At 70.5% G+C, this 18026-nt stretch carries 14 protein-coding genes; 10 read left to right on the forward strand and 4 right to left on the reverse strand.

Going from position 1 to position 18026, the window contains the following annotated elements:
- Window positions 1–99: 99 nt before the first annotated feature.
- The 3 genes from ACWDVG_RS10080 (at window position 100) to ACWDVG_RS10090 (ending at window position 3244) form a co-directional block, all read left to right on the forward strand.
- Window positions 100–780, forward strand: a complete 681-nt coding sequence (locus tag ACWDVG_RS10080; protein ID WP_451697998.1) for a helix-turn-helix transcriptional regulator — start codon at window positions 100–102, stop codon at window positions 778–780.
- 48 nt (window positions 781–828) lie between these two features.
- The gene (locus ACWDVG_RS10085) at window positions 829–1911 is read left to right on the forward strand and encodes an inositol-3-phosphate synthase (RefSeq protein ID WP_451698000.1); all 1083 of its coding nucleotides are present in this window, start codon (window positions 829–831) and stop codon (window positions 1909–1911) included.
- A 73-nt stretch (window positions 1912–1984) separates the two neighbouring features.
- Window positions 1985–3244 carry an MFS transporter gene (locus tag ACWDVG_RS10090; RefSeq protein ID WP_451698002.1) on the forward strand — a complete coding sequence of 420 codons (1260 nt, stop codon included), beginning with the start codon at window positions 1985–1987 and terminating at the stop codon, window positions 3242–3244.
- Between the two features lie 104 nt (window positions 3245–3348).
- Here the strand turns inward: ACWDVG_RS10090 and ACWDVG_RS10095 are convergent, their stop codons facing one another.
- Window positions 3349–4815 (reverse strand): CCA tRNA nucleotidyltransferase, encoded by a 1467-nt coding sequence (locus ACWDVG_RS10095; RefSeq protein ID WP_451698004.1) that lies wholly within the window; start codon window positions 4813–4815, stop codon window positions 3349–3351.
- Window positions 4816–4996: 181 nt separating this feature from the next.
- Here ACWDVG_RS10095 and ACWDVG_RS10100 point away from each other — a divergent pair, with 181 nt between their 5' ends.
- From ACWDVG_RS10100 to trxA, 7 genes are all read left to right on the forward strand, one after another.
- Window positions 4997–7306 (forward strand): DUF6049 family protein, encoded by a 2310-nt coding sequence (locus ACWDVG_RS10100; RefSeq protein ID WP_451698006.1) that lies wholly within the window; start codon window positions 4997–4999, stop codon window positions 7304–7306.
- A gap of 45 nt (window positions 7307–7351) precedes the next feature.
- Window positions 7352–9619 carry a murein biosynthesis integral membrane protein MurJ gene (gene murJ, locus ACWDVG_RS10105; RefSeq protein ID WP_451698007.1) on the forward strand — a complete coding sequence of 756 codons (2268 nt, stop codon included), beginning with the start codon at window positions 7352–7354 and terminating at the stop codon, window positions 9617–9619.
- Window positions 9620–9736: 117 nt separating this feature from the next.
- Window positions 9737–11470 carry a protein kinase family protein gene (locus ACWDVG_RS10110; protein WP_451698009.1) on the forward strand — a complete coding sequence of 578 codons (1734 nt, stop codon included), beginning with the start codon at window positions 9737–9739 and terminating at the stop codon, window positions 11468–11470.
- Window positions 11471–11586: 116 nt separating this feature from the next.
- Entirely contained in the window at window positions 11587–12297 is a 711-nt protein-coding gene (sigM, locus tag ACWDVG_RS10115) for an RNA polymerase sigma factor SigM (RefSeq protein WP_451698011.1), read from the forward strand.
- Window positions 12294–13280 carry a hypothetical protein gene (locus ACWDVG_RS10120; RefSeq protein ID WP_451698012.1) on the forward strand — a complete coding sequence of 329 codons (987 nt, stop codon included), beginning with the start codon at window positions 12294–12296 and terminating at the stop codon, window positions 13278–13280. Before sigM ends, ACWDVG_RS10120 begins: the two co-directional genes overlap by 4 nt.
- A 182-nt stretch (window positions 13281–13462) precedes the next feature.
- Complete coding sequence (gene trxB, locus ACWDVG_RS10125; protein ID WP_451698014.1) at window positions 13463–14428, forward strand: thioredoxin-disulfide reductase; 966 nt, start codon at window positions 13463–13465, stop codon at window positions 14426–14428.
- 46 nt (window positions 14429–14474) lie between these two features.
- Window positions 14475–14813 carry a thioredoxin gene (gene trxA, locus ACWDVG_RS10130; RefSeq protein ID WP_451698016.1) on the forward strand — a complete coding sequence of 113 codons (339 nt, stop codon included), beginning with the start codon at window positions 14475–14477 and terminating at the stop codon, window positions 14811–14813.
- 81 nt (window positions 14814–14894) lie between these two features.
- On the opposite strand, the gene ACWDVG_RS10135 is transcribed toward trxA, so the two are convergent.
- The 3 genes from ACWDVG_RS10135 to ACWDVG_RS10145 all read right to left on the reverse strand — a co-directional run bounded on the left by ACWDVG_RS10135 (window position 14895) and on the right by ACWDVG_RS10145 (window position 17848).
- Complete coding sequence (locus tag ACWDVG_RS10135) at window positions 14895–15512, reverse strand: GNAT family N-acetyltransferase (RefSeq protein ID WP_451698018.1); 618 nt, start codon at window positions 15510–15512, stop codon at window positions 14895–14897.
- Window positions 15513–15680: 168 nt separating this feature from the next.
- Window positions 15681–16775 carry a ParB/RepB/Spo0J family partition protein gene (locus ACWDVG_RS10140; protein ID WP_451698020.1) on the reverse strand — a complete coding sequence of 365 codons (1095 nt, stop codon included), beginning with the start codon at window positions 16773–16775 and terminating at the stop codon, window positions 15681–15683.
- A complete protein-coding gene (locus tag ACWDVG_RS10145) occupies window positions 16772–17848 on the reverse strand; it encodes a ParA family protein (protein WP_451698022.1) in 1077 nt (358 codons plus the stop codon). The genes ACWDVG_RS10140 and ACWDVG_RS10145 overlap by 4 nt, the downstream gene beginning before the upstream one ends.
- Window positions 17849–18026 lie beyond the last annotated feature (178 nt).

Here is an 18026-nt window from a genome sequence, read left to right on the forward strand (position 1 = left end):
CGCGGGTTGTGGCCGCCGGGGCACCGTTCTATCGTCAGGATGTATCGAGTCGATACATCAGTACGGCATATACGGTTCCGAGGGCGGAGGAGGCGACGAATGAGCAGACGCTCCGGCATCCTCGAATTCGCCGTACTCGGCCTCCTTCGCGAAGCCCCCATGCACGGCTACGAGCTGCGCAAGCGGCTCAACACCTCGCTGGGCGTCTTCCGGGCCTTCAGCTACGGGACGCTGTACCCCTGCCTCAAGACGCTGGTCGCAAACGGCTGGTTGATCGAGGAACCGGGCAGCGCGCCCGAGGACGCCCTCGCGGCGTCACTCGCAGGACGCCGGGCCAAGATCGTCTACCGGTTGACGCCGGAAGGTAAGGAGCACTTCGAGGAGCTCCTCTCGCACACCGGCCCGGACTCCTGGGAGGACGAGCACTTCGCCGCCCGGTTCGCCTTCTTCGGCCAGACCGAGCGCGAGGTCCGGATGCGCGTCCTCGAAGGACGGCGCAGCCGGCTGGAGGAGCGCCTGGAGAAGATGCGCGCCTCGCTGGCCCGGACCCGCGAGCGTCTCGACGACTACACGCTTGAGCTGCAGCGCCACGGCATGGAGTCCGTGGAGCGCGAAGTGCGCTGGCTGAACGAGCTCATCGAGAGCGAGAGGGCGGGGCGGGATCGGCGATCCGGCCCCGACGCCCCCGCTCGGCACGACAACGATTCCGATGAAACGGGCGGCCTGCCCCGGCACGGGGGCAGCACCCGGCCGGATCCGTCCGATGACACCACCAAGTGAGGCCCTGCCTTCAGCAGGGCTTCCAGATCACACAGGGAGCAACCGGAAATGGGTTCGGTTCGCGTAGCCATCGTCGGCGTGGGCAACTGCGCCGCCTCGCTGGTCCAGGGCGTCGAGTACTACAAGGACGCCGACCCGGCGACCAAGGTGCCCGGCCTGATGCATGTCCAGTTCGGCGACTACCACGTGGGTGACGTCGAGTTCGTGGCCGCGTTCGACGTGGACGCGAAGAAGGTCGGCCTCGACCTCTCGGACGCGATCGGCGCCAGCGAGAACAACACCATCAAGATCTGCGACGTCCCGAACAAGGGCGTCACGGTCCAGCGCGGTCACACGCTCGACGGTCTCGGCAAGTACTACCGGATGACCATCGAGGAGTCCGCCGAGGAGCCGGTCGACGTCGTCCAGGTCCTCAAGGACCAGCAGGTCGACGTCCTCGTCTGCTACCTGCCCGTCGGCTCCGAGGACGCGGCGAAGTTCTACGCCCAGTGCGCCATCGACGCCAAGGTCGCCTTCGTCAACGCCCTCCCGGTCTTCATCGCCGGCACCAAGGAGTGGGCGGACAAGTTCACCGAGGCGGGTGTCCCGATCGTCGGTGACGACATCAAGTCGCAGGTGGGCGCCACCATCACGCACCGTGTGATGGCGAAGCTCTTCGAGGACCGCGGTGTCCGCCTCGAGCGCACGATGCAGCTCAATGTCGGCGGCAACATGGACTTCAAGAACATGCTGGAGCGCGACCGCCTGGAGTCCAAGAAGATCTCCAAGACGCAGGCCGTCACCTCGCAGATCCCCGACCGTGAGCTGGGCGAGAAGAACGTCCACATCGGCCCGTCGGACTACGTGGCCTGGCTGGACGACCGCAAGTGGGCGTACGTGCGCCTCGAGGGCCGCGCCTTCGGCGACGTCCCGCTGAACCTCGAGTACAAGCTCGAGGTGTGGGACTCCCCGAACTCCGCCGGTGTCATCATCGACGCCCTGCGCGCCGCGAAGATCGCCAAGGACCGGGGCATCGGTGGCCCGATCCTCTCCGCGTCCTCGTACTTCATGAAGTCCCCGCCGGTTCAGTACTTCGACGACGAGGCCCTGGCCAACGTCGAGAAGTTCATCAAGGGCGAGGTCGAGCGCTAAAGCTCGCGACTTCCCGACCGAGGGTCCCCGAGGCACTGCCCGGGGGCCCTCGGCGTATGTGAGTCTTGCTGCCATGTCCGTCGCACGTGATCTGCGCGTACTGCTGCGCCTGCGCGACTTCCGCCGCCTGCTCGCCGTCCGGCTGCTCTCCCAGTGCGCCGACGGCGTCTACCAGGTGGCCCTGGCCACGTACGTCGTCTTCTCCCCCGAGAAACAGCCCTCCGCGACGGCCATCGCCTCCGCCATGGCGGTGCTGCTGCTGCCGTACTCGCTCGTGGGGCCCTTCGCGGGAGTCCTCCTCGACCGCTGGCAGCGCCGGCAGGTCTTCCTCTACGGGAACCTGCTGCGGGCTTTGCTCGCCTGCGGGACCGCCGTCCTCGTCCTGGCGGCCGTGCCCGACTGGCTCTTCTACGTCTCCGCCCTCTCCGTCACCGCCGTCAACCGCTTCGTGCTCGCGGGTCTCTCCGCCGCCCTTCCCCGGGTCGTCGACGACGAGCGACTGGTCATCGCGAACGCGCTCTCGCCCACCGCCGGCACCCTGGCCGCGACCGTGGGCGGCGCGCTGGCGTTCGGCATCCGGCTGGTCGCCGACGACTCCGACGCCGCGGTGGTCGCCTTCGGCGCCCTCCTGTACCTCTGCGCCGCCCTGGCCTCGCTGCGGATGCCCAGAGGGCTCCTCGGCCCCGACCCCGCCCTCGTACCACCCAGGCTCGGCGCGGCCCTCGCCTCGACGGCCCGTGGCCTCGTCGCCGGGCTGCGGCACCTCGGTGAGCGGCGGCCCGCCGCCCGTGCCCTCGCCGCCATCGGGCTCATGCGCTTCTGCTACGGCGCCCTGCTCGTGACCGTGCTCATGCTCTGCCGGTACGCCTGGACCTCCACCGAGTCCGAGGGCCTCGGGCTGCTCGGTCTCGCCGTGGCCATCTCGGGAGCCGGCTTCTTCGCGGCGGCCCTGCTCTCCCCCTGGGCCGTGCGGCGGTTCGGGCCCTTCGGGTGGATGACCGCGTGTGCCGGGTCCGCCGCGGTCCTGGTGCCGCTCCTCGGCCTCTTCTTCGCTCCGGCGCCGTTCCTCGTCGCCGCCTTCGTCCTGGGTCTCATCACGCAGGGCGCGAAGATCGCGACCGACACGGTGGTGCAGACGTCCGTGGACGACGCCTTCCGGGGGCGGGTCTTCTCCCTCTACGACGTCCTCTTCAACGTGGCCTTCGTCGGTGCGGCCGGGGTCGCGGCCCTGATGCTGCCGCACGACGGCCGCTCCCCGCTGCTCGTCGTGCTGGTGGCCCTCATCTACGCGGGGACCGCCCTAGCCACCCGGGGAGGACGGAGAGAGGGGTGATGTTTCACGTGAAACACCACCCCGTGAAACGTCACCCCTCCGACGTCTGCCGTTCGTGCCGCCGCCCCCCGCGCTGTTTCACGTGAAACAGCGCGGCGCGGTCCTCAGTCCCGGGCCGCCCACCACTCCGTCAGCGCGGCCACGGCCTGGTCGTGTTCCATCGGCCCGTTCTCCAGGCGGAGCTCCAGCAGGAACTTGTAGGCCTGGCCGATGGCGGGGCCGGGGCCGATGCCCAGGATCTCCTGGATCTGGTTGCCGTCGAGATCGGGCCGGATGGCGTCCAACTCCTCCTGCTCCTGCAACTGGGCGATGCGCTCCTCCAGACCGTCGTAGGCGCGGGAGAGTGCGGACGCCTTGCGCTTGTTGCGCGTCGTGCAGTCGGAGCGGGTCAGCTTGTGCAGCCGGGAGAGGAGCGGGCCCGCGTCCCGCACGTAGCGGCGCACGGCGGAGTCGGTCCACTCGCCGGTCCCGTACCCGTGGAAGCGCAGGTGCAGCTCCACGAGACGCGAGACGTCCTTGATCATCTCGTTGGAGTACTTGAGCGCGGTCATGCGCTTCTTGGTCATCTTGGCGCCCACCACCTCGTGGTGGTGGAACGAGACCCGGCCGTCCTTCTCGAAGCGGCGGGTGCGCGGCTTGCCGATGTCGTGGAGCAGGGCGGCGAGGCGCAGCACCAGGTCGGGGCCGTTCTCCTCCAGGTCGATGGCCTGGTCGAGCACGGTCAGGGAGTGCTCGTAGACGTCCTTGTGCCGGTGGTGCTCGTCGCTCTCCAGGCGCAGCGCGGGCAGCTCGGGCAGCACGTGCGCGGCGAGACCCGAGTCCACGAGCAGGCCGAGGCCCTTGCGCGGGTGGGCGGAGAGCACCAGCTTGTTCAGTTCGTCACGGACGCGCTCCGCGGAGACGATCTCGATCCGGCCGGACATCTCCTTCAGCGCCGTGATCACCTCGGGGGCGACCTCGAAGTCCAGCTGCGCGGCGAAGCGCGCGGCCCGCATCATGCGCAGCGGGTCGTCGGAGAACGACTCCTCCGGCGTGCCGGGCGTACGCAGGATCCGGGCGGCGAGGTCCTCCAGGCCGCCGTACGGGTCGATGAACTCCTTCTCGGGGAGAGCCACGGCCATGGCGTTGACGGTGAAGTCGCGCCGGACGAGGTCCTCGTCGATGGAGTCGCCGTAGGAGACCTCCGGCTTACGCGAGGTGCGGTCGTACGCCTCGGAGCGGTACGTCGTCACCTCGATCTGGAAGCTCTGGACGGCGTCACCGACGCGTGCGTCCTTCTGGCAGCCGACCGTCCCGAAGGCGATCCCGACCTCCCACACGGCGTCGGCCCAGGGGCGGACGATCTTGAGCACGTCCTCGGGGCGGGCGTCGGTGGTGAAGTCCAGGTCGTTGCCGAGCCGTCCGAGCAGGGCATCCCGTACGGAGCCGCCGACCAGCGCGAGGCTGAACCCGGCCTCCTGGAAGCGGCGGGCGAGGTCGTCGGCGACAGGGGACACGCGCAGCAGTTCGCTGACGGCGCGGCGCTGCACCTGGCTCAGCGCGTTCGGGGTGTCTTCGTTGGCGTTCGGCACAACAGAAAAGGGTACGTGCCCCGGCTCACCACGATGTCCCCGTTTTCGCCCGGCCGCCGGGGCCGGGCGCATCTGCTGGAGCAGTCCCCGGCACTTGCCCCCGGCGTGCCTCGTTACCATGCCTGGACACAGCAACCGGGAACCACCGACACCACAGACAACGACGAGGACGGGCGAGCGCGTGGCCGAGGCGGCAGACATCCAGGGAACCGGTCCCTCACCTGCCCGCCGCTGGCTGCGGCGCACCATCACGGTTGCCTTCGGGGCCCCCCTTCTCGCCGGACTGCTCCAGTCACCGGCCGCGCCTCCGGCGAGCGCCGCCGAGGAGGCCACCGGATCGAAGACGGTGGATGTGTCCCTCGACACCCTCGCACCGAGCGCACCCGTCGAGGGAGACACCGTCACGGTCACGGGCACGGTGACCAACCGGGGCCGGAAGACCATCACCGACGCGCACATCGATCTGCGCGTCGGCCCGCAGATGACCAGCCGCAGCGAGATCGAGCAGGTCTCCCGGCGCACCGGCTTCCGCAGCGGCAGCGATCCCGCGGCCCTCGACGCACCGCGCGTCGGCATCGCCCGGCTGGGCGCCGGTCTCAGCGCCGAGTTCTCCCTGTCGGTGCCCGTCTCCAAGCTGGGGCTCGACAAGGCCGGCGTCTACCAGCTGGGGGTCTCCCTCACCGGGCAGACCTCGGACCAGCGCTACGACCGCGTACTCGGCATCGAGCGGACCTTCCTGCCGTACCAGCCGGAAGCGCTGGCGAAGAAGACGCAGCTGACCTACCTGTGGCCGCTGATCTCCTCGTCCCACGTCTCCGCCGAGACGGGCACCGACGAGCAGCAGACCCCGGTCTTCGAGGACGACGACCTGGCGGCCGAGCTGCGCCCGGGCGGCCGGCTGGACGAGCTGGTGTCACTGGGCAAGGACCTCCCGGTCACCTGGGTGATCGATCCCGACCTCCTGGCCTCGGTCGACGCCATGGCGAACGGCTACCGCGTCAAGGAGGGCACCGGCCACGTCCCGGGCCCGAACAAGGCGGTGGCCGAGCGCTGGCTGGCCGCGCTGGAGAAGGCGGTCCAGGGACGCAAGGTCGTCGCCCTGCCCTTCGCCGACCCCGACCTCGCCTCCCTGGCGCACCGGGGCAAGGACGTTCCCGGCTCCCTCGGCCACCTCCAGTCGGCGACCGCGCTCGCCGCCACGACGGTCGAGACCGTCCTCCACGTCGAACCGGCCACGGACTTCTCCTGGCCAGTCGAGGGTGCCGTCGATCCGTCGATCGTGGCGGTCGCGACCTCCGCGGGCGCCGACAAGGTGATCGCGCGCAGCGACAGCGTCCGCGACGACCTCTCCTACACGTCCACGGCGGCACGCCCCCTCGGCGGTGGCACCACCGCCGTGGTGAGCGACGCCCTGCTGTCGACCGCCTTCGAAGGGGACATGGTCCGGGCGGAGGGCTCCACGCTCGCCGTCCAGGAGTTCCTCGCCCAGTCCCTGGCGATCACGCTGGAGCAGCCCGGGCAGCAGCGCAGTGTCGTGGTCGCCCCGCAGCGACTGCCGTCCGCGGCGCAGGCACAGACCATGGCGGAGGCGCTCCAGGGCCTCTCCGCCCGCCGCTGGACGCAGCCGATCGACCTGATCGCCGCCGCGGCGGTCAAGCCGGACGCCAACGCGACCACCACCGTGCCGGGCAGCTCGCGCTACCCGAAGCGCCTGCGGGACCGGGAACTGCCGGTGCTGACCTTCCGCGACATGAAGACCACGCGGGACGAACTGGACGACTTCAAGGTCGTGCTGACCCAGCCGGAGCGGGTCGTGACACCGTTCGGCAACGCGATCAACCGCGAGATGTCCACGTCCTGGCGGGGCGAGGCCCGTGACGCCGCGATCTACCGATCCAACGTCTACAGGTATCTGCAGGGCCTCACCGAGGGCGTCCAGCTCGTCGACAAGTCCGACCTCACCCTGTCCGGCCGCAGCGCCACGATCCCGGTGACCGTCCAGAACAAGCTCCTCCAAGGCGTGGACGACCTGGTGCTGCGCCTGTCGTCGGGCAACAAGAACCGTCTGAAGCTCAACGGCGACGGTGACGCGGAGCTGCCGATCAGGATCAGCGCCGGGCACAGCCAGTCGGTGAAGTTCAACGCCACGGCCAACGCCAACGGCCAGGTCCCGATGACGGCGCAGCTGTACACGAAGGACGGCACTCCCTACGGCCGGCCGATGACGTTCACGGTGAAGGTCTCCGAGATCACCCCCACGGTGATGCTCGTGCTCGCGGGCGGTGTGCTGCTGCTCGTCCTCGCCGGCGTACGGATGTACTCGCAGCGCAAGCGCCTGGCCGCCCGGACCGCCGAGGCGGAGGCCGCGTCGACGGACGAGCCGGGTTCCGCTTCCGTGGGCGGCGCCGAGGCGCAGCCGAGTGACCCGACGCCGGACACCGTGTCCGAAAGCGGTGACCCGTCGGGCTCGGGTGAGAAAGTGGACCGTTGAGCGATGTCGTGGCCGGTCGGCCGGGGACGATGAGGTGGGGTAACCATGAACGCGCCGTACGACGGTGACCGCGGCCAGGGCGCGGGTGGCGCCGTGCCGTCCGGTGGGACACCCGTGCCCCCTTCCGGTTCCGGCCGTCCGCCCGTGCCGCCGCCCCCTCCGCAGGGCGACCCGAACGGGCAGGCGCCCTACGCCGCCCAGGGCCCGTACGCCCAGGGGGCGTACGCGCAGGACCCGCACGGTCAGCACCCGTACCCCCAGGATCCGTACGTCCAGGACGCCTACGCCCACGACCCCTACCGTGCGCAGGACCTCTCCGCCCAGGACCCGGTGACCGAGGCCCTCTACGACCGCGCCGCGCATCCGCCGCCCCCGCCCGGCACCTACCAGGAGCCGCAGCCGCTGTACCAGCAGCCGGCGACCCCGCAGCACGCCCCGGACCCCCGGGTGTGGGCGCAGACGCCCGCGCCCGAGCCCGACGGCCCGTCGCGCCACCTGCCGTACGGCGACGACGCGCGCACCGTCCAGTTCACCGGCGTCGACGACCTGGTGACCCGGGCCGGTGAGGACGAGCCGGAGCCCGACGCGTTCGCCCACCTCTACCGGGACCAGCAGACGCCGGGTCAGGTCCCCGCGCCCGCCCCCGCTCCGGAGCCGATGCCCGCCCCCGCCCCGCGGAAGACCGGCCGCGCCTCCGGTCTGCTGAAGTCGAGCGCCGTGATGGCGGCCGGCACGCTGGTCTCCCGGCTCACCGGCTTCCTCCGCAGCCTGGTGATCACCGGCGCGCTGGGTGCCGCACTGCTCGGTGACACGTTCACCGTGGCCTACACGCTGCCGACGATGATCTACATCCTCACCGTCGGCGGCGGCCTCAACTCCGTCTTCGTGCCGCAGCTCGTCCGTTCCATGAAGAACGACGAGGACGGCGGCGAGGCCTACGCCAACCGTCTCCTCACCCTGGTGATGGTCGCCCTCGGCCTCATCGTGGCGGTCGCCGTCTTCGCGGCACCGCTGCTGATCCGGCTGATGTCGAACACCATCGCCGACGACGCCGCGGCCAACAGCGTGGCCGTCACCTTCGCCCGCTACTGCCTGCCCACCATCTTCTTCATGGGCGTGCACGTGGTGATGGGTCAGATCCTGAACGCCCGGGGCAAGTTCGGCGCGATGATGTGGACTCCGGTCCTCAACAACATCGTCATGATCGTCACCTTCGGCCTGTTCATCTGGGTGTACGGCACCTCCGCCGAGTCCCAGATGGGTGTGCAGACCATCCCCGACGAGGGCATCCGGCTCCTGGGCATCGGCACCCTGCTCGGCCTCGTCGTCCAGGCCCTGGCGATGATCCCGTACCTCCGCGAGGCGGGCTTCCGCTTCCGCCCGCGCTTCGACTGGAAGGGACACGGCCTCGGCAAGACCATCAAGCTCGCCAAGTGGACCGTGCTCTTCGTCCTCGCCAACCAGGCCGGCGTCCTCGTCGTCACCCAGCTCGCCACCGCGGCCGGTCAGGAGTCCGGGAAGAACGGCGCCGGTTTCCTCGCCTACTCCAACGCCCAGCTGATCTGGGGCATGCCGCAGGCCATCATCACCGTCTCCGTCATGGCCGCGCTGCTGCCGCGGATCTCCCGCGCCGCCCACGACAACGACCCGGGCGCCGTCCGCGACGACATCTCGCAGGGCCTGCGCAACTCGGCCGTCGCGATCGTCCCGGTCTCCTTCGCCTTCCTGGCGCTCGGCGTGCCCATGTGCACCCTGCTCTACGCCTCCAGCGGCGTCGAGGCGGCCCAGGGCATGGGCTTCATCCTGATGGCCTTCGGCCTCGGACTGATCCCCTACTCCGTCCAGTACGTCGTCCTGCGCGGCTTCTACGCCTACGAGGACACCCGGACGCCCTTCTACAACACGGTCATCGTCGCCGCCGTCAACGCGGCCGCCTCCGCGCTCTGCTACGTCCTCCTGCCCGCCCAGTGGGCCGTCGTCGGCATGGCCGGCTCCTACGGCCTCGCCTACGCGGTCGGCGTCGGCGTCGCCTGGCGCCGCCTGCGCAACCGGCTGGGCGGAGACCTGGACGGCGCCCACGTGATGCGCACCTACGCGCGGCTCTGCATGGCCTCCGTACCCGCCGCGCTCGTCGCGGGTGCCGTCGGCTTCGGTCTCCTGAAGCTGCTGGGGGAGGGGGCCCTCGGCTCGCTCGTCGCCCTGCTCGTCGGCGGCGCCGTCCTCCTCGGTGTCTTCTTCGTCGCCGCCAAGCGCATGCGGATCGCCGAACTGAACACCCTGGTCGGCATGGTGCGCGGCCGTCTGGGACGCTGAGTCCACGGTCCCGGGCAACCTTCGGCGGGAACCGCGTGTCGTGCACAGCGTCCGACTGTGGGCACAATTGGCTTGGCTGTTGGATGTGGCGCAACGGATGGGGAGGCAGGAACGACGGTGGCGGAACGTAGCACGGCTGCCGTCGACGTGGCCGACAACAGCGGTGACGATCCGCTGACCGCCAAGGCGGACACGGCCGCGACCGACGGGGTGGCGGAAGCGCAGAAGACGGCGGAGACGACTGCCGAGGGCACCGGGAAGAAGACGGCCGCACGCAAGAACGGCGAACCGTCCTCCCTCACGGCACCCGAACTCCACAGCGGCCACAAGCTGGCCAGACGGTACCGGCTGGAGGAGTGCGTCACCCGTCTGGACGGCTTCAGCAGCTGGCGTGCCGTGGACGAGAAGCTGCGGCGCGCCGTCGGCGTCCACCTGCTGCCTGCCGACCACCCGCGGGCCCGTTCGGTGTTGGCCGCGGCCCGCTCCTCGGCCCTCCTCGGCGACCCCAGGTTCGTCCAGGTCCTCGACGCCGTCGAGGAGAACGACCTCGTGTACGTGGTGCACGAGTGGCTTCCCGACTCCACCGAACTGACCGCGCTCCTCGCGGCCGGTCCCCTGGAGCCGCACGACGCCTACCAGCTGGTCAACCAGCTCTCCCAGGCCATGGCGGCCGCCCACCGCGAAGGCCTCGCGCACCTCCGGCTGACGCCGAGCGCCGTCCTGCGCAGCTCCACAGGCCAGTACCGCATCCGTGGCCTCGCCGTGAACGCCGCCCTGCGCGGCATCACCGCCGAGCGCCCGCAGCGCACCGACACCGAGGCCATCGGCGCCCTGCTGTACGCGGCGCTCACCCAGCGCTGGCCGTACGACAGCGACGCCTACGGGCTCTCCGGCCTCCCCAAGGGCGTCGGCCTGCTCCCGCCGGACCAGGTCCGCGCCGGGGTGCACCGGGGGCTCTCCGAGATCGCCATGCGCGCCCTCGCCAACGACGGGGCCACCGCCTCGCGCCAGGAGCCGCCCTGCACCACTCCGGACGAACTCGCCAAGGCCGTGGCCGCGATGCCCCGCGTCAAGGCGCCGGAGCCGGAGTTCCCCGCCCCTGCCGAGTACCAACGGACGACGTACCAGCAGGGCACGTACGGCCGCCCGCAGGCGCGTCTCCCGATGATGACGCAGCCGGTGCCCGTGCCGCCCGCGCCTCTGCAGAGCCGCACCGGCACGGCGCTGAAGTGGGCGGTCTCCGCCCTCCTCATCGCCGCCCTGGGCCTGGGCAGCTGGCAGATCGCGGATCGTCTCCTCGCTCCGGAGAGCCCGAAGGAGGAGGCCCCGGTCACCAACCCGACGGTCATGGACGAGAAGCCTCTGCCGCCGAAGCCGCTCTCCATCGAATCGGCCAGGGAGTACGCCCCCGACGGCAAGCCGCAGGACACGAGCGGAGTCGACAGCACCTACGACGACGACAGCTCCACGTACTGGCGCACCAAGACGTACGTGGGCGGCCCCGTCCTCGCGCCGTACAAGCAGGGCGTCGGGATCGTCTACGACCTGGGCAGCGAGCAGAACGTGACCGGGGCGTCCATAGCGCTCCGGTACGGCGGTCCGCAGACCGCGATCACGCTGTACGCGGCGGACTCTCTGTACCCGTCCGGCCTGCCCGAGTCGATGAAGCGGATCGCCACCGTCGAGACGTCGGACACGACGGCGAAGCCGGAGGCGAAGGACGCGGTCAGAACGCGCTATGTGCTGCTCTGGCTGACGTCCGCGCCGTATTCGAACGGCGACGGCTACTTCGGTTCCGGCTACAAGCAGGCCCTCACGAACGTCACCTTCCTGGGCAGGACCGCCCCCTGACGGCGGGTCCCGCCGACTCGCACGACCATGAGCGCCGAGCCCAGCTCGGCGCTCATTTACTTCCGGCCGGGGACCGGATTGAATGCCTGCACGGCTGCCGAGCGAGGAGGGGAATCGTGGCGTCAGCGAATGACGACCTCCACACCGCGGCGGACGAGGAACTCCTGGCGCTCCATGTCGCCGGGGACCCGGACGCTTTCGGGGAGCTCGTGCGCCGTCACCGCGACCGCCTGTGGGCCGTTGCCCTGCGGACCCTGGGGGACCGCGAGGAGGCCGCCGACGCCGTCCAGGACGCCTTCATCTCGGCCTTCAGGGCCGCCCACACCTTCCGCGGCCAGTCCGCCGTCACGACGTGGCTGCACCGCATCACGGTGAACGCCTGCCTCGACCGCATGCGCAAGACCGCCTCCCGCAGGACCTCGCCGGTCGACGACACCGCCCGCTTCGAGCAGCTCCTCGACCCCCATGAATCGGCCGAGGCGCCCGCAGAACGCCAGGATCTCCATCGGGAACTGCTGGCCGCGCTCGCCACCCTCCCGCCGGAGCAGCGCGCCGCCCTCGTCCTCGTCGACATGCAGGGTTATCCGGTCGCCGAAGCGGCACGTATCCTCGACGTCCCCACCGGCACGGTGAAGAGCCGCTGCGCACGCGGGCGGGCTCGGCTCCTGCCCATGCTCACTCATCTGCGCGCCGACACGGTGGGTAACGAGGGCCTCGAAGGGGGAAGGAACCGGACGCCGGGGACGTCCGTCCCACCGGTGCCGGGGCCGACGGACACCGGACCGACAGATCCAGCTGCTGTGAAGGGCGGAGGTGGGCGCGCGTGACTTCCACGACCGGCAAGGCCGACACGGCACAGCACCCGGATGTCTCGGAGATCTCCGACCTGACCGAGGGGCTTCTCGCTCCGCCCCGCGCGGCCGTCATTCGGCGCCATCTGGACGCCTGCCCCCTCTGCGCCGATGTACGCGACTCCCTGACGGAGATCCGGGGACTGCTCGGCACCCTGCCGGGACCGCCGCGCATGCCCGCCGAGATCGCGGGCCGGATCGATGCCGCCCTGGCTGCCGAAGCACTGCTCCACGCGACCGCGCCGGAGAGCAGCGCCCCTGTTTCACGTGAAACATCGCGGCCCTCCACCGAGACCCGCTCGCCTTCCCCGACCTCCGCCGCGCCGTCCGTCACCGCTCCGGCGGCCTCGGGCACCTCCACCGCCCCCACCCGGCCCGAGGGGCACCCGCGCGGAGCCGGCGGCCCGGGGCGCTCCTCCACGACGCGGCGCAGGCGTCGCGTCCCCCTGCTCGCGGGCCTCGGCGCCGCCTTCGGCGCCGCGATCCTCGGGACGAGCCTCTTCCTCAGCCAGGGTGGTGGCGTGCCGTCCGCCGGTGACTCCTCGTCCTTCGCCGACACGAAGAAGGCCGACGCACTCGCGAGCGCACCGCTGAGCCCGTTCTCGGGAACGCCGATGGAGGAACGCGTCCAGAGCCTGCTCACCGAGGAAGCCTCCGCAGGCACCCCGAAGGGACTCACCCCCGAGTCCACGACCGACGGCGTCACCGCACAGGAGCGGAGCGGCGCGACCGACGTCCCCGCCTGCGTCCTCGCCGGCACGGGCCGCACGGACGGCGTCCTCGCCCAGGAGAAGGGCGAGTACGAGGGAACCTCCGCCTACCTCGTGGTGCTCACCGACCCCGCCGACGCCCAACGGGTCAAGGCGTACGTCCTCGACGCCGCGTGCGCCGAGCGCTCCGCGCGCGTGGCGGACAGCGCGGCCACCCTGCTGACGTCCGGCTCCTATCCCCGCCCCTGACCTCTTCCCCACCCCGTCCCGCCTCGTCCGGATCTCGATTCGGATCTCGTTCCGGACTCGGGGCGGTGCCGTGCGGCCGTTACGGGAATGCGCGCCCCTTAGGATCCGTTGGGTGGGGTGAGAGCACCGAGAACACCGCCCCCGTAGGCAGTAGGCAGTCTGCAGAGACGAGGAAGAAACCCGTGAGCGACGTCCGTAACGTGATCATCATCGGCTCGGGGCCCGCGGGATACACCGCTGCGCTCTACACCGCCCGAGCGTCGCTGAACCCGCTGGTCTTCGAGGGAGCCGTCACCGCAGGTGGCGCCCTGATGAACACCACCGAGGTCGAGAACTTCCCCGGTTTCCGTGACGGCATCATGGGCCCGGACCTGATGGACAACATGCGGGCGCAGGCCGAGCGCTTCGGCGCCGAGCTCGTGCCGGACGACGTCGTCGCGGTGGACCTCACCGGCGAGATCAAGACCGTCACCGACACCGCCGGCACCGTGCACCGCGCCAAGGCCGTCATCGTCACCACCGGCTCGCAGCACCGCAAGCTGGGCCTGCCCAACGAGGACACGCTCTCGGGACGCGGTGTCTCCTGGTGCGCCACCTGCGACGGCTTCTTCTTCAAGGACCAGGACATCGCCGTCGTCGGCGGCGGCGACACCGCGATGGAGGAGGCCACCTTCCTCTCGCGCTTCGCCAAGTCCGTCACCATCGTCCACCGCCGGGACAGCCTGCGCGCCTCCAAGGCCATGCAGGAGCGCGCCTTCGCCGACCCGAAGATCTCCTTCGCCTGGGACAGCGAGGTGGCCGAGATCCACGGCGACCAGAAGCTCTCCGGGCTGACCCTCCGCGACACGAAGACCGGTGAGACGCGCGAGCTGCCCGTCACCGGCCTCTTCATCGCCGTGGGCCACGACCCGCGGACCGAGCTCTTCAAGGGCCAGCTGGACCTCGACGAGGAGGGCTACCTCAAGGTCGCCGCCCCCTCGACGCGGACCAACCTGACCGGTGTCTTCGGCGCCGGCGACGTCGTCGACCACACCTACCGCCAGGCCATCACGGCCGCCGGCACCGGCTGCTCCGCCGCGCTCGACGCCGAGCGCTTCCTCGCCGCCCTCTCCGACAGCGAGAAGCTGGCCGAGACCCCCGCGGTCTGACCCCACCCTCCCCCACCCCACACCCCACGAAGTTAAGGAGGCCGCCGTGGCCGGCGCCCTGAAGAACGTGACCGACGCTTCCTTCGAAGAGGACGTCCTCAAGAGCGACAAGCCCGTCCTGGTGGACTTCTGGGCTGCCTGGTGCGGCCCGTGCCGTCAGATCGCCCCGTCGCTGGAGGCCATCGCCGCCGAGCACGGTGAGATCGAGGTCGTGAAGCTCAACATCGACGAGAACCCGGGCACGGCCGCCAAGTACGGCGTCATGTCGATCCCGACCCTCAACGTCTACCAGAACGGCGAGGTCGTGAAGACGATCGTCGGCGCCAAGCCGAAGGCCGCGATCCTGCGTGACCTCGAAGGCTTCGTCGAGCCGACCAAGGCCTGACGCCTCCGCTGTTTCACGTGAAACGGCCCGCCCCTTCCGGGGGCGGGCCGTTCTCGTTCGGGGTCTCACGAAGGGCCCGCCCTACAGCGGCCTGAGTACGGGCTCCTTCTGGACGGCGCCGAGCAGCCGGTCCAGCGCCATCTCGACGTCCTCCTTCCAGGAGAGAGTCGTCCTCAGTTCGAGCCGCAGCCGGGGAAAGGCGTGGTGCGGGCGAACGGTCTTGAACCCCACCGCCGTCAGATGGTCGGCGGGGAGCACACAGGCGGGCTCCTTCCACCGGGCGTCACCGAAGGCCTCGATCGCCTTGAAGCCCCTCCGCAGCACGTCCTTGGCCACGGTCTGCACCACCACGCGCCCGAGCCCCTGCCCCTGGTAGCCGGGCATGATCCAGGCCGTCATCAGCTGGACGGCATCGGCGGCCACCGGGCTCGTCGGGAAGGCCAGCGACCGGGGCACGTAGGCCGGGGGAGCGTAGAGGACGTAGCCGACGGGGACGTCGTCGACATAGACCACCCGTCCGCAGGAACCCCACTCCAGGAGCACCGCGGAGATCCAGGACTCCTTCTCCAGCTCCGGCCGGCCGGAGTTCACGGCGGCCTCTCCGCTGACCGGGTCGAGCTCCCAGAAGACACAGGAGCGGCAGCGCTTGGGGAGGTCCGGAAGATTGTCCAGCGTGAGCGGTACGAGCCGACGCCCCACGGCTGACCCTCGCTTCCCTCGCCATCGAGCACGATTACAGCTCTCAGAATCGTATCGATCGGGCGATCGGGACGACACCGCTCACAGGCAAAGGGCGGGCCGCGTTCCGATGACGTCCGGAACACGACCCGCCCAGTCAGCCGTGGGGGCGGCGGAGGACGCGGGGGATCAGTCCTCCTGCTCCCGCTCGGCGTTCCTCTGGTCCATGACCTTCCCCTCGCCGGGCGCCATCGTCGTGAGGATCCGCTCCAGGTCCTCCATCGAGGCGAACTCGACGACGATCTTGCCCTTCTTCTGGCCCAGGTCGACCTTCACCCGGGTCTCGAAGCGGTCCGACAGACGGGTGGCGAGCTCCGACAGCGCGGGCGAGACCCGGGCTCCCGCCCTCGGCCCCTTCGGCTTCACCGCGGCGGCGGGCTCCGAGCCCATCAGCGAGACGATCTCCTCGACCGACCGCACCGAGAGACCCTCGGCCACGATCCGGTACGCCAGCTTGTCCTGGGCCTCGGGGTCGTCCAGCGACAGAAGGGCACGCGCGTGACCGGCGGAGATGGTTCCGGCGGCCACCCGGGTCTGCACCGTGGCGGGCAGCCGCAGCAGGCGCAGCGTGTTGGAGACCTGCGAGCGCGAGCGCCCGATCCGCTCCGCCAGCTGGTCGTGGGTGCAGTGGAAGTCCTCGAGCAGCTGGTTGTAGGCGGCTGCCTCCTCCAGCGGGTTCAGCTGGGCCCGGTGCAGGTTCTCCAGGAGGGCGTCCAGGAGCATCTTCTCGTCTTCGGTGTCCCGGACGATCGCCGGAATGCGCTCCAGACCGGCCGCCTTGGAGGCCCTCAAACGCCGCTCGCCCATGATCAGCTCATAGCGCTCGGCATCGACCTTGCGCACGACCACGGGCTGGAGGAGACCGACCTCCCGGATGGAGGTCACCAGCTCGGCGAGCGCGTCCTCGTCGAAGACCTCGCGCGGCTGACGGGCGTTGGGCGCGATGGCGTCGAGAGGCAGCTCAGCGAAGTACGCGCCCTCGGGAGCCTGCGGCTCGACGGCCGTCCCGGACGGCGGCCACGCCGCCGATGCCTCGGGGGCCGAGGCGCTCTGGGGCAGCGTCGCCAGCTTGGCGGCGGCCACCCCCCGGTCACCGGAGACGGAACCCGCGCCGGGCACCGGAGCGCCCGTACCCAGACCCACCGCGGGGGTCTGCCGTTCCTGGGGAGCAGCGGGGATCAGCGCACCGAGCCCACGCCCCAGTCCCCTACGTCGCTCACTCACTGGATCCCCTCCGACATGCTGCGCTGGTTGTTCTGGTGCCCGACATGGGCGTGCTGGGCGTCGTAGTGCACGGCGACACCCCGCAGGGCGATCTCACGGGCCGCTTCCAGGTACGACAGGGCGCCGCTGGAGCCCGGGTCGTACGTGAGCACGGTCTGCCCGTAGCTCGGCGCCTCGGAGATGCGGACCGAGCGTGGAATGCTGGTCCGCAGCACCTCCTCACCGAAGTGGGTGCGCACCTCGTCGGCGACCTGGGAGGCGAGGCGCGTCCGGCCGTCGTACATGGTGAGCAGGATCGTCGAGACGTGGAGCCCGGGGTTGAGGTGTCCGCGCACCAGGTCGACGTTCCGCAGGAGCTGACCGAGCCCCTCCAGTGCGTAGTACTCGCACTGGATCGGGATCAGCACCTCGGCGCCCGCCACCATCGCGTTGACGGTCAGCAGACCGAGCGAGGGCGGGCAGTCGATCAGGATGTAGTCCAGGGGCTGCTCATAAGCCTGGATCGCCCGCTGGAGGCGGCTCTCACGCGCCACGAGCGAGACGAGTTCGATCTCCGCACCCGCGAGGTCGATCGTGGCCGGCGCACAGAACAGTCCCTCGACGTCCTGCACCGGCTGCACCACATCGGAGAGCGGCTTGCTGTCCACCAGGACGTCGTAGATCGAGGGGACCTCGGCGTGATGGTCGATGCCGAGGGCGGTGGAGGCGTTGCCCTGCGGGTCCAGGTCGATGACCAGGACCCGGGCGCCGTGCAGAGCCAGGGAGGCGGCGATGTTGACCGTCGTGGTCGTCTTGCCCACGCCGCCCTTCTGGTTGGCGACCACCATGATCCGGGTCCGGTCCGGTCGAGGAAGACCCTCACCGGCACGGCCCAGAGCCTCTACTGCCAGTTGGGCAGCACGACCAATGGGGGTGTCGTCCATCGGGGGCGGTGTTTCACGTGAAACATCCTCCCCCGCCGATTCGGTTCGGGGACCGGGGACCGGATCGGTCATCGGTCCCGCGATGTTGGCGTCGGACCGCAAGGATTCACTCTCCTCGGCATCAAGCTCGCGATGAGGAGAGACTGCCATGCTTTCTGGGTCACGAACCAGCGAGGTCGGTGGTTCTGTGGGTGAATCCACCTCTGTGGACAACTCCGTGACCCTCACGGGTGGCTCCACACGAGGTCGACGGTCCCGGGGGGCGGCAGCCGCGCGACCGCGGCTGATGATCCCCTGCAGCAGTGAGCGACGTTTCACGTGAAACACC

The organism is Streptomyces sp. NPDC003327, assembly GCF_053589515.1.